The organism is Xanthomonas sp. CFBP 7698, from assembly GCF_003600855.1.
GTDB classification, from domain to species: Bacteria; Pseudomonadota; Gammaproteobacteria; order Xanthomonadales; family Xanthomonadaceae; genus Xanthomonas; species Xanthomonas cannabis.
Genome location: NZ_PRDN01000002.1, coordinates 108,289 through 130,523 on the forward strand (window position 1 = coordinate 108,289; position 22,235 = coordinate 130,523).

The 22,235-nt window shown below is 65.5% G+C and carries 18 protein-coding genes and 1 tRNA gene; 12 read left to right on the forward strand and 7 right to left on the reverse strand.

Annotated elements, in window-relative coordinates; genetic code table 11:
• Positions 1–7: 7 nt before the first annotated feature.
• From ccmC to XnspCFBP7698_RS08290, 7 genes are all read left to right on the forward strand, one after another.
• Positions 8–766, forward strand: coding sequence for a heme ABC transporter permease CcmC (gene ccmC / locus XnspCFBP7698_RS08260; RefSeq protein ID WP_104580094.1), 759 nt, complete (start codon positions 8–10; stop codon positions 764–766).
• On the forward strand, positions 763–969 hold the full coding sequence (ccmD, locus tag XnspCFBP7698_RS08265) for a heme exporter protein CcmD (protein WP_104580093.1): 207 nt from the start codon (positions 763–765) through the stop codon (positions 967–969). The genes ccmC and ccmD overlap by 4 nt, the downstream gene beginning before the upstream one ends.
• On the forward strand, positions 966–1,436 hold the full coding sequence (ccmE, locus tag XnspCFBP7698_RS08270; protein WP_104580092.1) for a cytochrome c maturation protein CcmE: 471 nt from the start codon (positions 966–968) through the stop codon (positions 1,434–1,436). The genes ccmD and ccmE overlap by 4 nt, the downstream gene beginning before the upstream one ends.
• 63 nt (positions 1,437–1,499) lie before the next feature.
• The gene (locus XnspCFBP7698_RS08275; RefSeq protein ID WP_047696822.1) at positions 1,500–3,488 is read left to right on the forward strand and encodes a heme lyase CcmF/NrfE family subunit; all 1,989 of its coding nucleotides are present in this window, start codon (positions 1,500–1,502) and stop codon (positions 3,486–3,488) included.
• Complete coding sequence (locus tag XnspCFBP7698_RS08280; RefSeq protein ID WP_104580091.1) at positions 3,485–4,027, forward strand: DsbE family thiol:disulfide interchange protein; 543 nt, start codon at positions 3,485–3,487, stop codon at positions 4,025–4,027. Before XnspCFBP7698_RS08275 ends, XnspCFBP7698_RS08280 begins: the two co-directional genes overlap by 4 nt.
• Positions 4,024–4,509, forward strand: a complete 486-nt coding sequence (locus XnspCFBP7698_RS08285) for a cytochrome c-type biogenesis protein (RefSeq protein ID WP_052077085.1) — start codon at positions 4,024–4,026, stop codon at positions 4,507–4,509. Before XnspCFBP7698_RS08280 ends, XnspCFBP7698_RS08285 begins: the two co-directional genes overlap by 4 nt.
• A complete protein-coding gene (locus XnspCFBP7698_RS08290; RefSeq protein WP_047696818.1) occupies positions 4,509–5,201 on the forward strand; it encodes a tetratricopeptide repeat protein in 693 nt (230 codons plus the stop codon). The genes XnspCFBP7698_RS08285 and XnspCFBP7698_RS08290 overlap by 1 nt, the downstream gene beginning before the upstream one ends.
• Positions 5,202–5,374: 173 nt before the next feature.
• Here XnspCFBP7698_RS08290 and XnspCFBP7698_RS08295 read toward each other — a convergent pair whose 3' ends face one another.
• Complete coding sequence (locus tag XnspCFBP7698_RS08295; protein WP_199680119.1) at positions 5,375–7,447, reverse strand: PAS domain-containing sensor histidine kinase; 2,073 nt, start codon at positions 7,445–7,447, stop codon at positions 5,375–5,377.
• The gene (locus XnspCFBP7698_RS08300; RefSeq protein ID WP_123137358.1) at positions 7,434–8,948 is read right to left on the reverse strand and encodes an ATPase domain-containing protein; all 1,515 of its coding nucleotides are present in this window, start codon (positions 8,946–8,948) and stop codon (positions 7,434–7,436) included. Before XnspCFBP7698_RS08300 ends, XnspCFBP7698_RS08295 begins: the two co-directional genes overlap by 14 nt.
• A 298-nt stretch (positions 8,949–9,246) precedes the next feature.
• On the opposite strand from XnspCFBP7698_RS08300, the gene XnspCFBP7698_RS08305 reads away from it, so the two are divergent.
• Entirely contained in the window at positions 9,247–9,591 is a 345-nt protein-coding gene (locus XnspCFBP7698_RS08305) for a response regulator (RefSeq protein WP_039409498.1), read from the forward strand.
• Between the two features lie 159 nt (positions 9,592–9,750).
• On the opposite strand, the gene XnspCFBP7698_RS08310 is transcribed toward XnspCFBP7698_RS08305, so the two are convergent.
• Positions 9,751–12,606 carry a PAS domain-containing protein gene (locus XnspCFBP7698_RS08310; protein ID WP_104580172.1) on the reverse strand — a complete coding sequence of 952 codons (2,856 nt, stop codon included), beginning with the start codon at positions 12,604–12,606 and terminating at the stop codon, positions 9,751–9,753.
• Between the two features lie 639 nt (positions 12,607–13,245).
• Between XnspCFBP7698_RS08310 and XnspCFBP7698_RS08315 the strand changes: the two genes are divergently transcribed.
• On the forward strand, positions 13,246–15,357 hold the full coding sequence (locus tag XnspCFBP7698_RS08315; RefSeq protein WP_104580088.1) for a methyl-accepting chemotaxis protein: 2,112 nt from the start codon (positions 13,246–13,248) through the stop codon (positions 15,355–15,357).
• A gap of 501 nt (positions 15,358–15,858) precedes the next feature.
• Here XnspCFBP7698_RS08315 and XnspCFBP7698_RS08320 read toward each other — a convergent pair.
• The gene (locus XnspCFBP7698_RS08320) at positions 15,859–16,524 is read right to left on the reverse strand and encodes a TetR/AcrR family transcriptional regulator (protein WP_104580087.1); all 666 of its coding nucleotides are present in this window, start codon (positions 16,522–16,524) and stop codon (positions 15,859–15,861) included.
• Between the two features lie 122 nt (positions 16,525–16,646).
• Between XnspCFBP7698_RS08320 and XnspCFBP7698_RS08325 the strand changes: the two genes are divergently transcribed.
• Positions 16,647–17,432: an SDR family oxidoreductase gene (locus tag XnspCFBP7698_RS08325; protein ID WP_047696811.1), complete on the forward strand. Its 786-nt coding sequence runs from the start codon at positions 16,647–16,649 to the stop codon at positions 17,430–17,432.
• Between the two features lie 111 nt (positions 17,433–17,543).
• On the opposite strand, the gene XnspCFBP7698_RS08330 is transcribed toward XnspCFBP7698_RS08325, so the two are convergent.
• A tRNA-Ser gene (locus XnspCFBP7698_RS08330) sits at positions 17,544–17,633 on the reverse strand.
• A gap of 378 nt (positions 17,634–18,011) precedes the next feature.
• Complete coding sequence (locus tag XnspCFBP7698_RS08335; RefSeq protein WP_003485786.1) at positions 18,012–19,028, reverse strand: LysR family transcriptional regulator; 1,017 nt, start codon at positions 19,026–19,028, stop codon at positions 18,012–18,014.
• A 100-nt stretch (positions 19,029–19,128) separates the two neighbouring features.
• On the opposite strand from XnspCFBP7698_RS08335, the gene XnspCFBP7698_RS08340 reads away from it, so the two are divergent.
• Positions 19,129–19,707: an FMN-dependent NADH-azoreductase gene (locus tag XnspCFBP7698_RS08340; RefSeq protein WP_104580086.1), complete on the forward strand. Its 579-nt coding sequence runs from the start codon at positions 19,129–19,131 to the stop codon at positions 19,705–19,707.
• Positions 19,708–20,057: 350 nt separating this feature from the next.
• On the opposite strand, the gene serS is transcribed toward XnspCFBP7698_RS08340, so the two are convergent.
• Entirely contained in the window at positions 20,058–21,338 is a 1,281-nt protein-coding gene (gene serS / locus XnspCFBP7698_RS08345; protein WP_104580085.1) for a serine--tRNA ligase, read from the reverse strand.
• A 111-nt stretch (positions 21,339–21,449) separates the two neighbouring features.
• On the opposite strand from serS, the gene XnspCFBP7698_RS08350 reads away from it, so the two are divergent.
• Positions 21,450–22,115 (forward strand): energy transducer TonB, encoded by a 666-nt coding sequence (locus XnspCFBP7698_RS08350; RefSeq protein WP_199680120.1) that lies wholly within the window; start codon positions 21,450–21,452, stop codon positions 22,113–22,115.
• Positions 22,116–22,235: the final 120 nt, after the last annotated feature.

The following is a 22,235-nucleotide window of genomic DNA, read 5'->3' on the forward strand; positions in this document are numbered from 1 at the left end:
CACCGGCATGGCCAAGTGGATCCCGTTGTGGCTGCACAGGCTGAGCTCACCGCCGCTGTTTTACCGCTTTGCCGGGCGCGTGCGTCCGTGGGCGCTGGCGCTGGCGCTGGCCCTGGGCGCAGTGGCCGCTTATGGCGGGCTGGTGCTGGCGCCGCCGGATTATCAACAGCACGACGCGTACCGCATCATCTTCATCCACGTGCCCAGCGCCTGGATGAGCCTCTTCATCTATGCGGCGATGGGCATGTCGGCCTTTATCGCGCTGGTGTGGCGGATCAAGCTGGCCGAGGTGGTGACCATGGCGTCGGCACCGATCGGCGCGGCCTTTACCTTCATCACCTTGTGCACCGGCGCGCTGTGGGGCAAGCCGATGTGGGGCACCTGGTGGACCTGGGACGCGCGGCTGACCTCGGAGTTGCTGCTGCTGTTTCTGTATCTGGGCGTGCTGGGCCTGTACTACGCGGTGGAAGACCGCCGCCAGGCGATGCGCGCGGCCGGCCTGCTCGCATTGGTGGGCCTGATCAACCTGCCCATCGTGCATTACTCGGTGGTGTGGTGGAACACGCTGCACCAGGGCTCCACCGTGCGCCTGCTCGGTCCCTCCAAGATGGGTGCAGACATGCTATGGCCGTTGCTGACCATGATGCTGGCTACCAAGTGCTATTACATCGCCAGCCTGTTCGGGCGGGTACGGGTGGAGCTGCTGGCACTGGACAGCGGCAAGGACTGGGCACGCCGCATCGTGCTGGCGGAGCGCACCGCATGAGCAGCTTCCTGGCCATGGGTGGCTACGGCCACTACGTGTGGACTTCGTATGCGGTGTTCATGCTGGTGCTGCTGGCCGATCTGGCATCGCCGTGGTTGCGGCGCCGGCGCCTGCCGCGCGAGCTGCGCGGTCAACTGCAGCGGCAGACGCCGCGCCGCCAGCGCAATACGCCGTTGCCGGCACTGGAGCGCGACGCACCATGAATGCCACCCGCAAACAGCGCCTGTGGCTGGTCGTCGGCGTGCTGGCCGCCGCCGCACTGGCCGGCACGCTGATCGTGTTCGCATTGCAGCGGAACATGAGCTACCTGTTCACTCCCAGCCAGGTACACGCCGGCGAAGCGGCCGGTTACCAGCAATTCCGGTTGGGCGGCATGGTCAAGGCCGGCTCGATCCAGCGCGCCAGCGACTCGTTGAAAGTCAGCTTCACCGTCATCGATAAACACGCAGCCACCCAGGTCGAGTACACCGGCATCCTGCCGGACCTGTTTCGCGACAACCAATCGGTGATCGCCAACGGGCGCATGCAGGGCGGGCGCTTTGTCGCCAACGAAGTGCTGGCCAAGCACGACGAAACCTACATGCCCAAAGAACTGAAAGACGCGATGGCCGAAGGCCATGTCGGCAAGCCGATTGCTGCCACCGCCGTGCCGCTGTCTGCGCCGCGCTGATGCGTCGTCGGCTGGCGCAAGGCACTGCAATGACTCTTCTTGGTTACACCCAGCGACCTATCCATGACGCCTGAACTCGGCCAGATCGCACTGATCCTGGCGTTACTGCTGTCGCTTGCACAGGGCGTGTTGCCGCTGATCGGTGCCTGGCGCGGCAACGCTGCACTGATGGGCATTGCGCGCCCGGCCGCGCTTGGCCAGGCAGTGTTCGTGTGGATGGCCTTCGGGCTGCTCGCGTGGTCGTTGCTGTCGCTGGATTTTTCGGTGCAATACGTCGCCGCCAACGCCAACATCGCCCTGCCCTGGTACTACCGTTTCGCCGCGGTGTGGGGTGCGCATGAAGGCTCGCTGCTGCTGTGGATCGCCATCCTCGCCACCTGGACGGTGCTGCTGGCCGCCTTCAGCCGGCATCTGCCGCAGCACTTCGCCGCCCGCGTGCTGGCGGTGCTGGGGCTGGTGTCGGTGGGCTTCCTGGCCTTCATCCTGCTGACCTCCAATCCGTTCGGGCGGCTGTCACCGATCCCGCTGGATGGCAACGAGCTCAATCCGGTGCTGCAGGACCCGGGCATGACCTTCCACCCGCCCGTGCTGTACACCGGCTACGTCGGCTTCTCGGTGGCGTTCGCGTTTGCGGTCGCCGCGCTGCTGGGCGGCGAGCTGGAACAGGCCTGGGTGCGTTGGGCGCGGCCGTGGACCAACGTGGCCTGGGCCTGCCTCACCGCCGGCATCGTCGCCGGCAGCTGGTGGGCATATGCGGAGCTGGGCTGGGGCGGCTGGTGGTTCTGGGACCCGGTGGAGAACGCCAGCTTCATGCCGTGGCTGGTCGGCACCGCGTTGATCCACACCCAGGCGGTCACCGAAAAACGCGGCAGCCTGCGCGCGTGGACCATCCTGCTGTCGATCCTGGCGTTTTCGTTGTCGCTGCTGGGTACCTTCCTGGTGCGCTCGGGCGTGCTGACCTCGGTGCACGCGTTCGCGGCCGACCCGCGCCGCGGCCTCTACATCCTGATCTTCCTGGTCGTGGTGGTCGGCGGCTCGTTGCTGCTGTACGCGCTGCGCGCGCCCAGGATCGCCAGCGGCAAACCGTTCGCTGCGGCCTCGCGCGAGACCGCGATCCTGATCGGCAATCTGCTGCTCACCGTGGCCGCCGCCATGGTGCTGCTGGGCACCTTGTTCCCGCTGATTGCCGATGCCTTCGGCCTGGGCAAGGTCTCGGTGGGGCCGCCCTACTTCGGCCTGTTGTTCCCGCTCTTGATGCTGCCGGTGGTGCTGTTGCTGCCGTTCGGCCCCTACCTGCGCTGGGGCCAGGCCGATGCCGCGCCATTGAAGGCGCTCGGCACCCGTGCCGGCATCGCGGCGATGGCCTGTGCGCTGGTCGGCAGCATCGTTGCCGATGGACAGGCCAAGGCCATCGCCGGCATCGGCGTGGCGACCTGGGTGGCCGCCGGTACCGCGCTGTACGTTTACAAGCGCTGGCGCGAGCTGCCGCGCGGCCGGCGTTTCCCGGCTGAAATGGCCGGCATGCTGATCGCGCATGCCGGCGTGGCGGTCTTCGTTGCCGGCGTGCTGGTGTCCGAAAGCCTGTCGGTCGAACGCGACGTGCGCCTGGCACCTGGGCAAACCGCCGAGATCGCCGGCTACAGCTTCCGCTTCGACGGCGTGCAATTGATCGATGGTCCCAACTGGAAGGCCGAACAAGGCAGCGTGCAGGTCAGTCGCGATGGCCAGGTGGTGGCGCAACTGCATCCGCAAAAACGCCTGTACAGCAGCGAGCGTATCCAGACCGAATCGGCGATCGACCCCGGCATCACCCGCGACCTGTATGTCGCACTCGGCGAGCCGCTTGACGATCAACACATCGAATACGACTGGACGCTGCGGCTGTACTACAAACCCTTCATCCGCTGGATCTGGGCCGGCGGCCTGCTGATGATGCTGGGCGGTTTCGTCAGCGCCTGCGCACGGCGCTTTCGTGCACCGGCCAGCGCCGCCAGGCCTGCCGCAGTACCCGCACATGATGGCCTGGTCATCGCGCAGGAGTCGCACCCGTGAATCGCATGCTGCCCCTGCTGGGGTTTTTGGTGGTAGCCGCCCTGTTCGGCTTCGGCATCTACTGGACGATGCAGTACAACCCGCGCGAGGTGCCCTCGCCGCTGATCGGCAAACCGGCCCCGGCGTTCTCGCTGCCGCAGCTGGATCAGCCCGCGCGGCACGTCACCCGTGACCAGCTGCTGGGCAAGCCGTACGTGCTCAACGTGTTCGGCAGCTGGTGCGCCGAGTGCGTGCACGAGCATCCGGTGCTGATGGCGCAGGCCCAACGCCTTGGCGTGCCGTTGATCGGCTACAACTACAAGGACGCGCCGGCCGATGCCACCGCCTGGCTTGCACGCCTGGGCAATCCGTATGCCATGGTGCTTGCCGACGAAACCGGCCAGACCGCAATCGACTTCGGCGTCTACGGCGCACCGGAAAGTTTCCTGATCGATGCGCACGGCATGATCCGCTACAAGCACATCGGCGTGCTGACCCCGGATGTCATCAACGACGAGCTGCTGCCGGCCATCGCTGCGCTGCCCAGGGGGGCGCGGTGATCGAGTGTTACCGCGGGCTGCAGGCGCATCGGCAGCAGCAGGCGCGGCAGCTGCGGCTGTTGCTGGTATTGCTGCTGGGCCTGCTGCTTGCGCCCGGTCTCCAGGCGCAGGCAGTGGACCCGCTGCCGTTCAAGAATGCCGCCGAACAAGCGCGCTATCAGCGGCTGACCGCGCAGCTGCGTTGCCTGGTGTGCCAGAACGAGAACCTGGCCGATTCCAACGCCAGCCTGGCGCGCGACCTGCGCCACCAGGTCTTTGCGCAGCTGCAGGCTGGCAGCAGCGATGCGCAGATCAAGCAGTACATGGTCGACCGCTATTCGGACTTCGTGCTGTACGACCCGCCGGTCAAGCGCGGCACCTGGTTGCTGTGGTTCGGGCCGGCACTGATGCTGGTCGCCGGCGCGGTGATGGTGGCCCACACCGTGCGCCAGCGCGCGCGCGCCGGCACGCCGGTGGCGCCGCGGCCGGAGGACGACTGGTGATGACAGGCTTCTATCTCGCAAGCGCCGCGCTGGTGCTCGTTGCGCTGCTGCTCTTGCTGCTGCCGCTGTTGCGCAAGCCCACGCGCCATGGCGCCGCGCACTACACGCTGCCGGTACTGCTTGCGCTGGGGCTGCCGCTCGCCACTGCCGGGCTGTATCGGCTGGTGGGCACACCCGATGCGATCGCGCCGCGCATCGACGCCGCGCCGCCGCAGAGCACGCACGCCGCCGTTGCCGCCCCCTCACAGGCACAGACCCCGGTTGCCGACGACGCGCAACTGCAGGCACTCGATGCATGGATGCAGCAGGCCAAGGATCACGAACAGAACAACCGCCCCGCCGAGGCACGCGACGCGTACGCACAGGCCCTGACGCTTGCGCCGGACACCAGCGCGGCCATCGTCGGCTGGATTGCTGCCGACATGGCCACGCATGACGATTTTGCGATCGACGCGGCCTCACGCACGCGCCTGCAACAGGTGATCGTGCGCGAACCGGACAACCAGCGCGGGCTGTGGCTGCTTGGCATCAGCGATTTCCAGCAGCACGACTACGCAGCCGCCACCACGCACTGGCGTCACCTGCACGGTTTGCTGGAGACCGGCTCGCCCATGCAGAAGGCGGTGGCAGACAAGATTGCCGTGGCGCAAGCGCTGGCCACCGAGCGGCAATCCGGGCGCGCTGCGCGCTAGACCTCACCGCGACCCATCGCTCACGGCGGCCGGCTCGCACGACGCGTCTCGCCCGCCACTGCCGCAAGCCTTACTGCGGCGCTTGTGTGTGCTGCGGAGCGCAGCAGCACGACACCGCGACTGTGGTCACCGCCGCAGACCGGCAACAGCGCGCCGGGCTGCGCGCGACTGGCTCACGGCGATGGCCCGAGCACCTCATGCAATTTGCCGCTGAACTCGCCCAGCGTGAAAGGCTTGGCGATCATGCTCATGCCCTCGGCCAGAAACTCGCCACGGTCGCGCGCGGTTTCGGCGTAGCCGGTCATGAAGATCACCGGCAGATCGCGGCGCGACTGCCGCGCGATTTCCGCCAGCTGGCGGCCGTTGAGCCCGGGCAGGCCGACGTCGGTGACCAGCAGGTCGATCCGCCGTGGCGACGCCAGGATCGCCAACGCGGCATCCGCATCGGCCACCACCTCGGCCTGGTAGCCCAATTCGCCCAGCAACTCGGTCACCAGCAGGCGCACCTGTTCGTCGTCCTCCACCACCAGCACCTGCTGCCCCTGCCCGGCCACCACCGCACCGCTTTGCGGCTCGGACACCGCACCCGGCACGGACACCCCGGCCGGCAGGTAAAGGCTGACCGTGGTGCCCGTGCCAATCTGCGACTCCACCCACACCTGCCCGTTGGACTGCTGCATGAAGCCGTAGATCATCGACATGCCCAGGCCGGTGCCCTGCCCGATCGGCTTGGTGGTGTAGAACGGCTCGAACACCCGCTCCAGCACATCGGTCGGCATGCCGGTGCCGGTGTCGGTGACCGACACCACCGCATAGTCGCCCGGCGCCAGGCTGATGCCACGGCCAAGCTCCAGCCCTTGCGCCTGGACCTGCAGATGCCGCGTGGCGATGCGCAACAACCCACCATCGGGCATCGCATCGCGTGCATTGATGGCCAGGTTGAGCAGCGCGCTTTCCAGCTGGTTTTCGTCGACATAGGCCTGCGGCAACGCACTGCACAGATCGGTTTCCAGGCGCACCGATTCGCCCAGCGTGCGCGCCAGCAGATCCTGCAGCGACACCACCAGATCGTTCAATTGCAGATGCCGCGCTTCCAGCGATTGCCGGCGCGAAAACGCAAGCAGCCGCTGCGTCAACGCGGCCGCACGCAGCGCCGAGGCCGACGCCACATCCAGGAACCGCCCCAGCCCTTCGGTGCGCCCCTGATCGATGCGCAGGCGCGCCAGATCCAGCGCAGACAGGATGCCGGTCAGCATGTTGTTGAAATCGTGCGCGATGCCGCCGGTCAGCTGGCCCACCGCTTCCATCTTCTGCGCTTGGCGCAGCGCCGCCTCGCTGGACTCGCGCGCCTGCATCTGCTGCTGCAGCTCGGCCGTGCGCTCGGCGACCTTGGCCTCGAGCACGGTGGCTTGCTGCTGGATGGATTCCATCGCCAGCGCCCGCGCGGTGACATCGGTCGCGAACACATGGAACCCGTCCACCTGGCCGTCCGCATCGAAGCGCGGCATGTAGCGGATCTCGGCATCGCGGCGACGCCCATCGGCATGCGGCCAGCTGGTTTCCACCGTGAGCGCCCGCCCGGCCAGTGCCGCCTCGATCCACGCGCGACGCTCGGCCACCACCGCGGGCCCCACCACGTCCACCAGCGGCCGCCCGATCACATCCTGCGGCGGGATCCCGATCCAGTCTTCATACGAACGGTTGGCGAAGCGGTAGACCAGGTGCTTGTCGATGAACGCGATCAAGACCGGAAGGGCATCGGTGACACGACGCAGCTCGGCCTCGCTGAGCGCCAGCGCCGCCCTGCTCTCGGCCAGCTGGGCCATCTGATCGCGGATCACGAACTGCTTCTGGCGCGAGCGCAGCGCAGTGGAAATCGCGCTCAGCAACGACGACGAACTCAGCGGCCGCTCCAGCTCGATGACGTTGGTCATCTCCGGCGGCAGGCTTGCCCGCCGCCCGGCGTGGCTGCCGCGCGGCGCACGCAGCAGCACGAACGGGATGTCCGACCAGGCCGCCTGGGCCTGCAGGATCTGCTGCAGCTGTTGCAGATCGCCACCCACCGCCTCTTCGGTCAGGACCACCACACCGGAACTGTCGAGCAGGTCGCCGGCCAGCGCGGCCAGCGTGCCATACACCTTCTCGGTCAGCCCGTGCTCGCCGACGATGCCGGCGATGCTTTGGGCATCGCGGCCGAACGGCGCGATGATGTGAACGATCGAGCCGTCTGCCTCACAACTGGTCAAGGGGACGCCCCAGCAACGGCGCATCGTCTCCGACGAACTGCGGAGTGCCGGTCAGCACGCCATGGAATTTTTCCAGCGGCTCGCTCAGCTGCAGACCGCCCGTGCCGATCTGCAGCTCGCGAATCGAATCTTCGTGCGCACCACTGCGGTTCTTGATCACCGACAAGGCCTTGCGAATGCGGCCCTGCGCTTCGAAGAAGCGGAACAGAATGACGGTATCGGCCATGTAGGACACGTTGAGGTTGCCGGTGGACATCGTCCCCACCAGGCCATGCTGCGGATTGATCAGGAAAGTGGTCACGCCGCTCTGATTGAGATACGACAGCAGCTCGTGCATCTGCAACATCAACTGCTTTTCCTGCGGCATCGACGACAGGTACCCGTTGAGGCTATCGATCACAAGCACACGGCAGTTGCGCTTTTCCACGCTTTCGCGCACGGCCCAGGCAAACTCGCCGGGAGTCAGCTCGGCCGGATCCATCTGATGCAGCTCCAGCAAACCCGACTGCAGATGTTTGCGTAAATCCATGCCCAGGCTTTGTGCGCGCGTCAGCAATGTGCCGGTGCGCTCATCGAACTCCAGCACGCAGCAGTGCTCGCCACGCTCGCAGGCCGCGTTGACATATTGCAGCGCCACGTTGGTCTTGCCCGAGCCGGCCGGCCCGGTCAGCAGCGTGCTGGTACCGCGCAGCGGGCCGCCATGCAGCAGCGCATCGATCCGCTCCACGCCACTGGACACCGCATCGCCAACGAACGGCACGTGATGGTTGGAGGCAATCAGACGCGGATAGATATGCATGCCACCGGTGGCGATCGTCAGATCGTGGTAGCCGGCGATGAAATTGACCCCGCGCAGCTTTTGCACCTGCATGCGCCGCCGCGCAGCACCGAAATCCAGTGTCATGCGCTCCAGCGAGACCACACCGTGGCAGAGGCTGTGCAGATGGGCATCGCGCTCGCCATGTTCACCGGTCAGGTCGTCCACCAGAAACACGGTGATATTGCGTGGGGCAAAGAATTGCTTGAGCGCCAGCACCTGGCGCCGGTAGCGCAGCGAATCCTGCGCCAGCAATCGCAACTCGGACAAGGAATCGAACACCACGCGTGTGGGCTTGACCCGATCGACCTCGGCCTGGATGAGCTTGATCGTCCCATCCAGTTCCATTTCCCACGGATGCAGGATGGACTGCTGACGCCCGTCGCCCAGGAACGCTTCGGCCGAAGCTAGCTCGAAAATATGCAGCGGCTCCAGCGACCACTCATGCGAGGCGGCCACTTCGGTCAGCTCGTCGATGGTTTCCGACAACGTCACATACAGGCAGCTTTCGCCCCTGGCTGCGCCATCGAGCAGAAACTGCAACGCCATCGTGGTCTTGCCGGAGCCCGGCTGGCCTTCAAGCAGATACAACCGGTTGGCGGGCAGGCCACCGCGGAGGATGGTGTCAAGCCCCGTCGTCCCGGTGGTAATACGGTTTGCGATCATCGGCTTTACGTTTTCCATGCCGCAGAATTTATCACGCGCCGGTGATACAGCCGCGTCAGGGACTGAATTGATCAGCTTGTTTGGCTTGACGTGCTGTGTGTTTTATCGCCTTTCTGCCGTGACACCGCTAACGTTTTACCGCCGGCGATGAATCGCACAAAAACTTGCGAGGATCGTGCCCGCCTGCGCCGCCGGCTTTATGGCAACTCCGACACATCCGTCACGCGCATGCGCATAGCGTGGGCAATGGAAGCGAACGCGCTGTTGCGATCGCTCGAGGACGGCAGTGAACGACGCATCAGGCAATGCACGCATTCTGTTGGTTGAAGACGACGATGCCATCCGTGCGATGGCCGCAGACATTCTGGGTGACGAGGGCTATCAGGTGGTTGTGTCCGCTGACGCCGAGCAGGCGATGCAGCAACTCACCACGGCCTGTCCGTTCGACTTGCTGCTCTCGGATATCTGCCTGCCCGGCATGAACGGACGCGACCTTGCCGACAATGCGCGGCGCCTGTATCCCGCGCTACCGATCGTCTTCATGACCGGCTATGCCGGTGCGATTGCCAAGCGCGCGGACTTCCTGGACACCGGCATGCGCCTGCTGCCAAAACCATTTTCGTTACGCGACCTGCTGGGTATCGTTCAGAAGGCGTTGTAACGCCTCGCGTGGTGCCACACCCAGCTGCAGCGATGGAATGACCTGAGGAGATGCTGGTCTTTATGCTCCTGCTGCGCGGCGGAGAGCACAACGCCTGAAGCGCCTCATCTCGCGGTCACGCCCTATCCTCCAAGCGTGACCGCGCACCGCCCCGACTCACTACGGGCGCCGCTCCAGCAATTGCGCCACGCGCCGCTCCAGGTCAGCCGCCAGGAAGGGCTTGGTCAGCACTTCCATGCCGTCATCCAACTGCCCTGCTCCCACGGCCGCGGTCGCCGCGTAGCCGGTGACAAACAAGACCGGCAGCATCGGGCGATATTGCCGGCCCGCATCCGCCACCTGGCGCCCGTTCAAACCGCCGGTCAGACCGACATCGGTTACCAGCACATCGATCGTTTCCGCTGACCGCAGGCGCTCCACTGCCGCGCTTCCCTCGGCCGTCTCGATGACCCGATACCCGGCGTCCGTGAGCACTTCGGAAATCAGCACACGGATCGCGGTTTCATCTTCGACCAGCAACACCGTGCAACTGTGCATCGTCGCCCGCTGCGGATCATCCTGCGTGGCCGGCCCTTCGTCATGCACCTGCTCGCCCATGAAGCGCGGCAGATACAGCGCCATGGTGGTGCCCACTCCAACGTCCGATTCGATACGCACATGCCCGCCGGATTGGCGGGTAAACCCATAGATCATCGACAGGCCCAGCCCGGTGCCCTGACCGATGGGCTTGGTCGTGAAGAACGGCTCGAAAACCTTGGACATGATCTCTTCGCTCATGCCGGTGCCGGTGTCCTGCACGCTCAGGCACACATAGTCGCCGGGCGGCAAATCGAGCAGCTGGGCCGCAGCGTGATCCAGCGAGCGGTTATGCAGGCTGATGGTGAGCTCGCCACCATCGGGCATGGCATCGCGCGCATTGATGCACAGGTTGAGCAAGGCATTTTCAAGCTGCGGCGCATCCACCAGCACCTTCCAGGCGTCGGCCGCCGGAATCACCTGCAAACTGATCGACGGCCCCAGGGTGCGCGCGATGATCTCGCGCATGCCATGCACCAGTGCCTCCACTTCCAGTGCGCTCGGCGCCAGGGTCTGCCGACGCGAAAACGCCAGCAGACGCTGCGTCAACGCCGCCGCGCGCGCGGCGCTGGTCTGCGCCATCTCCACGTAGCGTTCCAGCCGGTCGTACTTGCCTTGCTGCACACGCGCTTGCAGCAGCTCCAGCCCCACCGTGATGGCGGTCAGCAGGTTGTTGAAATCATGCGCCAGGCCGCCGGTCAGCTGCCCAACGGCTTCCATCTTCTGGCTCTGACGCAATTTTTCTTCAGCCAGCAGCAGTGCCGCGCTGCGCTCGCGCACGCGTTCTTCCAGGGTTTCGGTCAGCAGGCGCAATTGCTCTTGGGCCTGGCGTCTGTCGGTGACGTCCGATGCAGTGCCGAACCATTCTTCGATCGCGCCGTGCGCATCCAGCAGCGGCACTGCGCGCAGCAGGGTCCAGCGCACGCGCTGGCTGGCATCCAGCACCCGCAGCTCCAGCTCCAGCCCAGATTTGTCGGCGATCGCAGCACCGATGGCGCTCGACAACAGCGCGCGATCGTCCGGGTACACCCAGTCCTGTTGCCAGCGCGCGTTCGCCGGCAGGCTGTCGTTGAGCAGCCCGTCGCGCACGTGCTGGCGCAATGCGCTCCAGTCGGCAGCCGCAGAGAAGATCGATTGCGACGAGGCGCGCACCAGCGCATCCAGGCGGCGCTCGCTCCTGATCAAGGCTTCGCTGGCCAGACGCTCGGCAGTACGGTCGCGCAGGACCTTGACGAAACCGATCGCCGTGCCGGTTTCTTCGCGCAACACCATCAACGACCCATTGGCCCAGAACAGCTCGCCGGTCTTGCGCACGTGCCAGCGTTCGTCCATGCCGCTGCCGCTTTCCAGCGCGGCGGCAGCCTCGATGAGGATCTGCCGCCTTTCCACGTCTTCCGGTGTGAACGTGCGCTCCAGCGATTGCCCGAGCATCTCGCTCTCGCTCCATCCCAGAATGCGGCGTGCGCCCTCGTTCCATGAGGTCACCCGGCCGCGCATGTCGGTGGCAATGATCGCGTAGTCCATGACGCTGTCCAGGATCTGCCGGTTGCGCACTTCGGCCTCGCGCACCGCGCGTTCCAGGCTGATGCGGTCGGTAATGTCCAGACCCTGCACAAAGATGCCCGACACCGTGCCGTCGGCACCGGCGATCGGCTGATAGACCAGATCCAGCAGCCGGCGCTCGGTCGGCCCGCCCGGCACGGCCTGCACATCGTAGGCGAGCGCCGTGGCCGAATACGCACGTCCGGATTGAAACACCTCATCCAGCCGCGCCAGGTGTCCTTGCGCCACCACGTCCGGCAACGCCTCGGCCAACGGGCGGCCAATCACGTCGCGGTGACCGATCAGGCGCGAGTAACACGGATTGACGAACTCGACGACATGCTGCGGCCCGCTCAAGAACGCCATGAACATCGGCGCCTGCTCGAACAGGCGGATCAGGCGTTCGTGCTCGTCGGCCAACCGCGCCTGCGCCACCTTGCGTGCGGTCACCTCGTTGGTCACGCAGAACGCGCCACCCACGCTGCCATCGTCGAGATAGATCGGCGAGAACGAGAACGTCCACCAGGTGTCTTCGGGCGTGCCATAACGGTTCATCGCGATCGGCACTTCTTCGAAGCGCGACGCGCGCCCGGCAAACGCCGCCTCGATCGGCGCACGCACGGCATCCCAGGCATCGGCCCACAACTCGCGCAGCGGCGCACCCAATGCCTGCGCCTGACGCGGCCCCAGGATCGGCGCATAGGCATCGTTGTAGAAGAACGTCAGCGCCGGCCCCCAGACCACATACATGCTTTCGGGCGAGGCGAGCATCAGATCGACGGTATTTCGTAACGGCAACGGCCACTGCGCGGGCAGCCCCAGTGGCGTGCCGCTCCAGTCATGGGCACGGACCGCCTGTGCCATCGCGCTATCGCCATGCGGGAATGCTGCGCTCATGCAGCGCACGACCATGGCGCGCCACTGCGCGCGCCGCACCGCGCAGCGCACCGCGCAAGTGCAGCACGACGGGGGGCCAGGTGACCTGTCGACCATGGAAGCATCGTTGTGACCATCGGGAAGACTCAGGAATCGGCGCGTGGGTGACAGGCGACACCCACGCCGGGCGCCTATCATCTTGCCTGCGACCGACGCCGTCCAGCGGACGGGCGACATGCCACTGAATCGATTACCTGCCAGCTCGGCAGTGGTTGTTCGCCGGCTGCCGCGCTCCGGTCGGGAGTGGATGGAGACAGGCCCCTTGGCAGAACGGGCTTACACGGCGGGCATGACGTCTGCACCGGACGATGTGGGTCATGCCAGCTCCGCTCCGGGCTTGGCTCGGGCGTCGCCCGCCCATGCATCGCCAACGCCATCCGGGCGAGCTGGCTGGCGGCTCGACGCCGCCCCGGACGCAGCAACCGCACCTGAATCCTCCAGGCTGCAAAGTTCAGTTCTACTGGCCGAGGCCGCTAACGGATAGGTCGAGACACACCCAACGCAGCGGCCTTGCGCTGCCCACGGCCGTATCGCGCCTTTCGCCTCGCCATTGCCGCGGGGACTCCTGCCATCCCGCTGTCGGATCACCGATCGAACCCTATGCATCTCCTTTCGAATCTGCGCATTGGTCAGCGCCTGGCGCTCGGCTTTCTGTCCATCATCGTGCTGATGGTGATCCTGACCGTGGTTGGCATCCAGCGCGTACGGAGCATCGACCAGCAACTGACCGCCATCAACGAGGTCAATAGCGTCAAGCAGCGTTACGCCATCAACTTTCGCGGCAGCGTGCATGATCGCGCGATCGCCTTGCGCGATGTTGTCCTGATGGACGCGCCGGCCGACCGCCACGCGGCCGAGCAATTGATCGACAAGCTCGCCGCCGACTACGCGCGTTCCGCGCAGCCGCTCGACGACATGATCGCGGCTTCGACCGACGCAAAAGAAAAAGCCATCCTTCAGCAGATCCAGTCCATCGAGCAGCGCACCATGCCGCTGATCACGCAGGTGCGCTCGTTCCGCGATGCATCGGACCGGTTGCACGCCGAGCAACAATTGCTGCAGCAAGCACGCCCGGCCTTCATCGACTGGCTGGCCAGCATCAACGCCTTCATCGACCTGCAGGAAGCCAAGAACCGCGCAGCGGCCAAGCAAGCCGTCGCCACCGCGCGTGGCTTTGCGATGTTGATGGTGATCTCCACCGTCGTCGCGCTGCTGCTCGGCGCAACCATTGCCTTCCTGCTCACCCGCAGCGTGGTGCTGCCGCTGCGTCAGTCGCTGCAGCTGGCCCAGCGCATCAACGAAGGCGACCTGCGCAGCCAGGACGCCCCGACCGGCAGCGACGAATCCGGCCAACTGCTGCGCGCCATGCAGCATATGCAGCATCGCCTGCAGGACGTGATCTCCGCACAACGCACCATGGCATCGCGCCACGATGCCGGCGAGATCAGCTATCGCACCGATGCGCAGCGCTTCCCCGGCGAGTACGGCCACATGGTGCAGGACACCAACGCATTGGTGCACGCACATGTGCAGACGCAGTTGCGCATGACCGAGGTCATGGGCCGCTATGCAGTCGGCGACCTGGCTCCGGAGATCGAACAGTATCCCGGCGAAAAGGCCGCCATCACCGCCACCATGCAGCAGGTCAAGCAGAACCTGCGCGCGATCAACGCGCAGATCCACGCCCTGACCCAGGCTGCCTGCGCGGGCGACTTCGCACTTCGCGGCCAGCCGGACAAGTTCGAGCACGATTTCCGCCTGATGGTGGAGAACCTCAACACCATGATGGCGACCTCCGACACCAACCTGGCCAAGTTCTCCGAACTGCTGCGCGCCATCGCCGACGGCGACCTGACCGTGCGCATGTCCGGCAACTTCCACGGCGTGTTTGCGTCCATGCGCGACGACGCCAACAGCACCGTGCACCGCCTCACCGATATCGTGACGCGCATCCAGACCACGTCCAACAGCATCGGATTCGCGGCCGAAGACATCACCGGTGGCAACCAGGAACTGACCCGTCGCAGCGAACAGCAGGCGGCCAGCCTGGAAGAAACTGCCGCCTCGATGGAAGAGCTGACCTCCACGGTCAAGCAGAACGCCGAGCATGCAGGCCGCGCCAACCAGCTCGCGCTCGGCGCGGCCACCATCGCCTCGCAAGGTCGCGATGTGGTCGGCCAGGTCATCGAGCAGATGTCCGGTATCGAAGCCTCCTCCAAACGGATCGCCGACATCATTTCCGTCATCGACGGCATTGCCTTCCAGACCAATATTCTGGCGTTGAACGCCGCTGTCGAAGCCGCGCGCGCGGGCGAACAAGGCCGCGGTTTTGCGGTGGTCGCGTCGGAAGTGCGCACGCTCTCGCACCGCTCATCGGATGCAGCGAAGGAGATCAAACGCCTGATCGACGATTCCGTACAACGCGTGGCCGATGGCTCGACCCTGGTGCATCAGGCCGGCACCACCATGGGCGAAGTCGTCACCAGCGTCCAGCACGTCACCGACATCATCGGGCATATTTCCGCCGCCTCGCAGGAACAGGCCGGCGGCATCGAACAGGTCAACCACACCATCGCTCAGATGGACGAAACCACCCAGCAAAACGTGCGCCTCGTCGAAGCCGCCAGCACCGCCGCGCATGCGTTGGAGGAGCACTCCACGCAACTCACCCGCGCAGTGGAAGTCTTCAAGGTCAATGCAACGGTGCTGTGACTTCAGGTAATCGCGCTAACGCACATGCGCGAGGCGCCGTGCCGTCGCGCCGAGTAGAGTCGAGTCGAGTCGAGTCGTTCAGCGTAGGTACCCGACTCGTCAGAAATAGGCCGGACTGGCAGCGGCTTGGTGAGATCGGGGCCACGGAGTGCGCATCGCGATTCAGCCGATGTGGCTGCGGCAGGTCTCGCCCCGGATATGCAGAGGCTGCCAGCCGCGATGGAGTAACAAATCCGCGATCGATCGGCGATGGCGCTTCCACACAGCGCCTCGGCACACCTCGGCGCCTTGCGCCGCTGCCTCGCAACAGCCGTGACCTGCTCCAGGCCCGGGACGAAGCCGGCCTGCTGCGAAGGCGCGTTGGCGCTGACCGTGGGTGAGGCGTCATGCACCTCAGCAGTAGATCAAGCCAGTGGCAACAGAGAACTATCATTGCGAGCGCCCACGCCAAGTGATGCACGCACGCGCCAATGCCCGCGCTTAGCGCGAGCTTGCCTGTGTTTACACGCGCACAATTCCTCGCATCAAGGTGAGCAGTGCATGCTCCAGATCGTCCCGAAAACGGTAGCGTAGCAATGCAAACTCCTGCAATTCGACAACTTGCGCCGCACTGTCGACGGGGTTGCTGAGCGGCCATAGGCCAATGATCAGCGGCAACGCATGCTTGATCACGTGATCGAATGCGTTCGCCGTAAGCGCGGGGCAATGCGCATGAAACGCCTCTGCAGCCTGCTGCCTGATCGCCAACAGCGTGCCTTTGAACTCCACCATGCGCTCGAACGACACCTTGCGCTCAAGGATGGACGGCATGATGCTGATCAGCCTGCACAGTAGCGGCCGGGCGCACAGAGTGGAGGCAAACGCGCGCGCGATGTGTTCGACCGTCGCCCCTTTTTCCCCTGTCCGCGCAAGCGCTGCGGTCAGCGCGTCCTGCCAAAGGGCAAATTCTTCCACCAGCACGTCCATCAACACCGCTTCGCTGCTTTCGAAGTAGCGATAGACATTGGACTTGGTCATCTGCGCCTGCCGCGCCAACTCGTTGATGCCCAGATCGAGCGCTGACGGACTGTCCGTCAACATCGCGCGGGCAGTCGCCAACAGATGCCGCCGGCGCTCTTCTTTCTGCTCGGGCGAGCGGGCACGGGAGTAGGAAGTGAAGGAACTCATAACGGGTCTACTATTTGACTTGATAAAGGACCGACGGTCTCTTAAATTAAAGACCATCGGTCTTCAATTTTGCATGTCCGCAAGGTTAGCGACCACCCCCCTCATCCGCAACGGGCACGAACATGACCAACAATCGCAATGGCTGGGTTCTCATCACCGGCGCCTCCAGTGGCTTTGGCGAAGAATTTGCAAGGCAATATGCTGCCAAAGGCCACCCCCTGATTCTTGTCGCGCGTCGGCTGGATCGGCTGAACGCCTTGGCCGCCACGCTGCGCCAGCAGTTCGGCAACGAGGTTGTCGTTGAGCCTGTCGATCTCGCAGACATCGATGCGGTCACCGCCCTGCACCGAACACTTCGCGAGCGCGGCATCGCGGTGGAAATCCTCATCAACAACGCCGGTCATGGCCTGCAGGGCGCCTTCCTCGAAACGTCCACACAGAGCGCACTGGATATGGTGCAGTTGGATATCGCCAGCCTGACCGTCATGACCCAACTGTTCGGCGCAGACATGCGCGCGCGAGGTCATGGAAAGATTCTTCTCGTGGCTAGTCTGTTGTCGCATTTCGGCGTGGTGAACATGGCCGTCTACGGCGCCGCAAAAGCCTACGTCTTGCGCCTGGGCGACGCGCTGCACCGTGAGTTCAAACGCGACGGCGTGACCGTCACCTCGCTCTGCCCCGGCTTGTCAGATACCGGCTTTGCACAGGCTGCAAAACAAAAGATCACGTTTGGGCTGAAGCTGATGATGATGCAGCCGGCACCGGTGGTTCGCGCAGGTATCCGCGCACTCGATCGCGGCCGCATCAGCGTGGTCCCAGGCTTCAGTAATAAGGCCGCCGCCGTCATGATCTGGGCCACCCCACGCTGGCTACACCAGGGCATCCTTTCGCGCTTCATGAATGGCTGAGGCAGGCCAAGGCGCGCTGCTCGCACGGGGTTGCACTCCGCGCAGCGACGGGCTCGCGGAAACCGGGGGTCGGATCAAGAGTCAAGCTGACGTCAGCGCGCGGGACCAAAGTGGCGGAGAGAGTGGGATTCGAACCCACGGAAGGTTTGACCCTTCGCCGGTTTTCAAGACCGGTGCCTTAAACCGCTCGGCCATCTCTCCGATGCTGCTGCGCATGACCGCCGAAGGCATCGGCTGTCACGCTAGCGACCCGCATTGCGCGGGTGGCGCCTGACGGTGGCCGCAGGGACATCTTGTGCGGATCCACCACTCCCAGGATCGCTCCCGGGCGCGCATTCTCGCATGCCCGGACGCGTTTTGCTTGGTGGCACCACTCGCTTCTGGCTGGCACAGCGTCGTGCGGCGCTACTCGTGGCCGGCCGCTGCATGTTGTTGTTGGCGGGATGCACACAAGCATGGATGCGGCCTGCCGAACGTCTGCAGCGAACCGACTGCCGAGCAGCTCGCTGGCTGCCAGCCAACTTGCCAGCCAGCCGCGACGGCCAGACGCAGCCCTCAGCCGGCCTTGGCCACAACCCCTCAGCCGGCTTCGGCCACGACCAAGCGCGGAGCAGTGCCGGCGGCACGCTTGAGCTTTTCCGCAAGCTCGGCGCAGTTGCCGCCGCAATCCAGGCGCGAGCGTTCGATTTCCTGCGGCAGGTGCTCGGCCAGGAAGTCGATGAACACGCGCACCGCCGGCAGCAGGCCGCGGCGCGAGGCGAACACCGCATGGCAGATGCCCTGCGGCAGCGACCAGTGCGGCAGCACCACTTCCAGTTCGCCGCTGCGCACCGCTTCGGCGCACACGGTCTCCGGCAGCATGGTGATGCCGAAGCCGTCGCGCGCCATCGATTGCAGCAGCGGGAAGTCGAAGCCGGCCAGGCGCGGCTGCAGGTCCACGCGGCGCATCTCGCCGTTGGGTCCATGCAGCTCCCAGCGCTGGTGCGCCTCGTCTTCGCTGGTGCTCATGGTGGTGTGGTTGGCCAGCTCGCTCGGGTCCTTGGGACGGCCGGCGCGGTCCAGGTACTTCGGGCTGGCCACCAGCAGCTCCTGCACCTGGCCGAAGCTGCGCATCACCAGGCTGCCGTCGTCGTCCAGGCGCGAACGCACACGCAGGGCGATGTCGTAGCCCTCGTTGATCACATCGACGCGGCGGTTGCTGATGTTGAGCTGCAACCGCACCTTGGGGTACTTGGCCAGAAATTCCGGCAACAGCTTGGGCAACTGGATCTGCGCGAGCGAGACAGGAACGCTCACACGTACAAGACCGCGCGGCTCGGCGCTGAGACGATCCACCACCTCGCGCGCGGCCTGGGCCTCGGCCAGCATGGTCTGGGCATGCCGGTGAACGCTGGTGCCGACGTCGGTAACCGCGAAGCGGCGTGTGGAGCGCTGCAGCAGGCGCACGCCCAGGTCGGTTTCAAGCTGGCTGATACGCCGGCTCAGGCGCGACTTGGGGATACCAAGCGCACGCTCGGCCGCGGCGAAGCCGCCGTGGTCCACCACCATCGCGAAGTAGTACAGGTCATTCAGGTCGTGCATGGCGCAGGTATCCATGGATAGAACGATAAGTGATATTTAACCACCTTTATCCCAACAGGGCAACGACCTAGTCTGCGCATCTCCGCGGCGCTGCCGCTTGCCACAGGTCTTCGCCATGAAGCTGCTCCACATCGACTCCAGCGCCCTGGGCGCCAATTCCGTCAGCCGGGAACTCAGTGCCGCCGCCGTTGCGCAGCAGCAGCGGCTGCACCCCGGGCTGCAGGTGACGTACCGCGATCTGGATCAGGAGCCAATCCCCCACCTCAGCGGCAGGTCGTTGGCGCAGGCGGACGCCGCCGAAGCGGCCGTGGCCGAGCAGGCGATGCAGCAGTTCCTGGAGGCCGATGTCATCGTGATCGGCGCACCGATGTACAACTTCGGCATCCCTTCCACGCTCAAGGCATGGATCGACCGCATCGCGGTTGCCGGGCATACCTTCCGCTACACCGCATCCGGCCCGGAAGGTCTGGCCGGCGGCAAGCGCGTCATCGTCGCCAGCGCGCGCGGCGGCATCTACCCCGACCCGACCAATGATTTCCAGGAGCCCTACCTGCGTCAGCTGTTCGGCTTCCTGGGCGTGGACGATGTCAGCTTTGTACGCGCCGAAGGCCTGGCCTATTCGCCGCAGCACCGCAGCGACGCGATTGCGCAGGCGCTGACCGGCCTGCAGCAAACCTCAGACGCAGTGGCATAAGCGCGCGGCACCAAACGCAGGCCAGTGCCCTCGCCTGCGCCACAAGAGCGATAGCGACGTGCTGGGTGGGCGCAACGCGCTGCAATCCTGAGCGTGCTGCGTCATCCCGTGACTCGCGCCAGGCACTACGCCATACGACCCAGCCAGCCGCGTACAACGCGAAACGGGGCCACTGCTGGCCCCGTTTTTTCGTGCTGAAAGTGCACCGTTAGCCTGCAAGAGACACTGCACTTGCTCGCGCAAGTGCGTACGTGCTGCCGATCCAACGACCACTCCAGACTGCGCGCGTGTATGCCGAGATCACTCGACGTCTCTCCACCGCTGCACAGCGCTCGCCGGCTGCACCGACGTCAACCGATCTTTTCCAGCCCACCCATGTAGGGACGCAACACCTGCGGCACATCGATCGAGCCGTCGGCGTTCTGGTAGTTCTCCATCACCGCAATCATGGCGCGGCCCACTGCGGTGCCGGAGCCATTGAGCGTATGCAGCAATTCCGGCTTGCCGCTGGCCGGGTTGCGCCAGCGTGCCTGCATGCGCCGCGCCTGGAAATCGCCGCAGTTGGAGCACGATGAAATTTCACGATAGGTGTTCTGCGACGGCAGCCAGACCTCCAGGTCGTAGGTCTTGATCGCCGAAAAGCCCATGTCGCCGGTACACAGCAGTACCTTGCGATAGGGCAGGCCGAGTTGTTCCAGCACCACCTCGGCACAGCGCGTCATGCGCTGGTGTTCGGCATCGCTGTCCTCCGGCGCGCAGGCCGTCACCAGCTCCACCTTCTCGAACTGGTGCTGGCGAATCATGCCGCGCGTATCACGACCACCGCTGCCGGCCTCGGCACGGAAGCACATCGAATGCGCCGTCATGCGCAGCGGCAGGCGCTCGGCATCGATGATCTCGTCGCGCACGATATTGGTCAGCGGCACTTCCGAGGTGGGGATCAGATAGCGGCGCGACTCACCCACTTCAGTCTGGAACAAATCGTCTTCGAACTTCGGCAGCTGCCCGGTGCCGCGCATCGAATCGGCATTGACCAGCAGCGGCACGTTGGTTTCTTCGTAGCCGTGCGCACCCACATGCAGGTCCAGCATGAACTGCGCCAGTGCGCGATGCAGCCGCGCGATCGGCCCGCGCAGCACGGTGAAGCGCGCGCCCGACAACTTGGCCGCCGTCTCGCCGTCCAGCCAGCCGTGCGGCGCGCCAAGTTCCACATGGTCCTTGACCGCAAAGTCGAACTGCCGCGGCGTGCCCCAGCGCGACTGCTCGACGTTGTCGCCTTCGTCCTTGCCCAGCGGCACGTCGCTTGCCGGCAGATTGGGCAACCCCAACGCAATGGTGTCGAGCTTGGCGCGAATCGCATCCAGCGCCTCTTCCGACGCCTTGAGCTCATCGCCGAACCCGGCCACTTCGGCCATCAGCACGGCGACATCCTCGCCTTTCGCCTTGGCCTGCCCGATCGCCTTGGACTTGGCATTGCGCTGGCTCTGCAGTTCCTGCGTACGCACCTGGATGCGCTTGCGCTCGCTTTCCAGCGACTCCAGTTCCGCGGTGTCCAGCGAGAAACTGCGGGTGCTGCGCAGGCGCTCGGCAAGGTCGGCGGGATGTTGGCGAAGCAGGGCCGGATCTAGCATCGGAAGTCTGTGTGTCGGTGAGGAGCGCGGGATTATCGCCTGTTCCGCCACCTGCTGCGATCGATTCACCGGGGCTATGCAAGAATTATGGCGATCCTTCAGGTGAGCCCTATGCCCGCGCCCCGCCCTGCGTCCGACCGCCAGATCGTTTTGCGCCTGCCCCGCCACACGCTGAAAATTGCCGGCATCGCGTTCGCTGCCGGCCTGCTGCTGTTCCTGTTGGTGTGGGCCACCGGCCGCAAGGACGATTTCTACAAGGCCTCCTCCACCCAACCGAGCGCCGGCACGCCGGCGACGGACGATGCCATTCAACCGCTGCCAGCGCCGCTGCCCGCCCAGGATGGCGCCAGCGACATGCCACAGGCCAAGCCGCAGGAAGAAACGCCCACATTGGTCGACACCGCGCCGGCGGCTCCGCCCGCGCCTGCGCCACTCCCGGAAGAAGCCGTCCCCGGTGCACCAGGAACAGCAGCGCCGGCTTCGGCCCCGGTGGCCGGCGGCAACCGCCCGGTGCCGATCCAGGGCCAGATGCCGCCGCCGCGCTACCCCTCCGCTGCGTTGCGCCGTGGCGATGCGGGCGATGTGGTGGTGCGCGTGGACGTGGATGCCGCCGGCAATCCCGGCGGCGTCACCCTGGTGCAGCGCAGCGGTTCGCGGGATCTGGACCGCGCAGCGATGGAAGCGGTCCGCCACTGGCGCTTCCACCCGGCACAGCGCAATGGCCAGCCGGTGGCCGGCAGCCTGGATGTTCCGTTCGAATTCAAGCCTGGTCAGTAAGCGCCACTGACGGCAGCGCTGATCGGCATCGGCCGGTGCTGCTGATCGGGAGGACGACAGCCGTCGATATGCACTGATCGAGCCCGTACACGGCCATCGATTCGCCCGGATGCAACGGCC

What these genes read in the sequence shown, in the direction of transcription:
- ccmC (WP_104580094.1), top strand. Translation starts at nt 8, where the DNA reads ATGGCCAAGTGGATCCCGTTGTGGCTGCACAGGCTGAGCTCACCGCCG.
- ccmD (WP_104580093.1), top strand. Translation starts at nt 763, where the DNA reads ATGAGCAGCTTCCTGGCCATGGGTGGCTACGGCCACTACGTGTGGACT.
- ccmE (WP_104580092.1), top strand. Translation starts at nt 966, where the DNA reads ATGAATGCCACCCGCAAACAGCGCCTGTGGCTGGTCGTCGGCGTGCTG.
- XnspCFBP7698_RS08275 (WP_047696822.1), top strand. Translation starts at nt 1,500, where the DNA reads ATGACGCCTGAACTCGGCCAGATCGCACTGATCCTGGCGTTACTGCTG.
- XnspCFBP7698_RS08290 (WP_047696818.1), top strand. Translation starts at nt 4,509, where the DNA reads ATGACAGGCTTCTATCTCGCAAGCGCCGCGCTGGTGCTCGTTGCGCTG.
- XnspCFBP7698_RS08300 (WP_123137358.1), bottom strand. Translation starts at nt 8,948, where the DNA reads ATGGAAAACGTAAAGCCGATGATCGCAAACCGTATTACCACCGGGACG.
- XnspCFBP7698_RS08310 (WP_104580172.1), bottom strand. Translation starts at nt 12,606, where the DNA reads ATGAGCGCAGCATTCCCGCATGGCGATAGCGCGATGGCACAGGCGGTC.
- XnspCFBP7698_RS08315 (WP_104580088.1), top strand. Translation starts at nt 13,246, where the DNA reads ATGCATCTCCTTTCGAATCTGCGCATTGGTCAGCGCCTGGCGCTCGGC.
- XnspCFBP7698_RS08320 (WP_104580087.1), bottom strand. Translation starts at nt 16,524, where the DNA reads ATGAGTTCCTTCACTTCCTACTCCCGTGCCCGCTCGCCCGAGCAGAAA.
- XnspCFBP7698_RS08325 (WP_047696811.1), top strand. Translation starts at nt 16,647, where the DNA reads ATGACCAACAATCGCAATGGCTGGGTTCTCATCACCGGCGCCTCCAGT.
- XnspCFBP7698_RS08335 (WP_003485786.1), bottom strand. Translation starts at nt 19,028, where the DNA reads ATGGATACCTGCGCCATGCACGACCTGAATGACCTGTACTACTTCGCG.
- XnspCFBP7698_RS08340 (WP_104580086.1), top strand. Translation starts at nt 19,129, where the DNA reads ATGAAGCTGCTCCACATCGACTCCAGCGCCCTGGGCGCCAATTCCGTC.
- serS (WP_104580085.1), bottom strand. Translation starts at nt 21,338, where the DNA reads ATGCTAGATCCGGCCCTGCTTCGCCAACATCCCGCCGACCTTGCCGAG.
- XnspCFBP7698_RS08350 (WP_199680120.1), top strand. Translation starts at nt 21,450, where the DNA reads ATGCCCGCGCCCCGCCCTGCGTCCGACCGCCAGATCGTTTTGCGCCTG.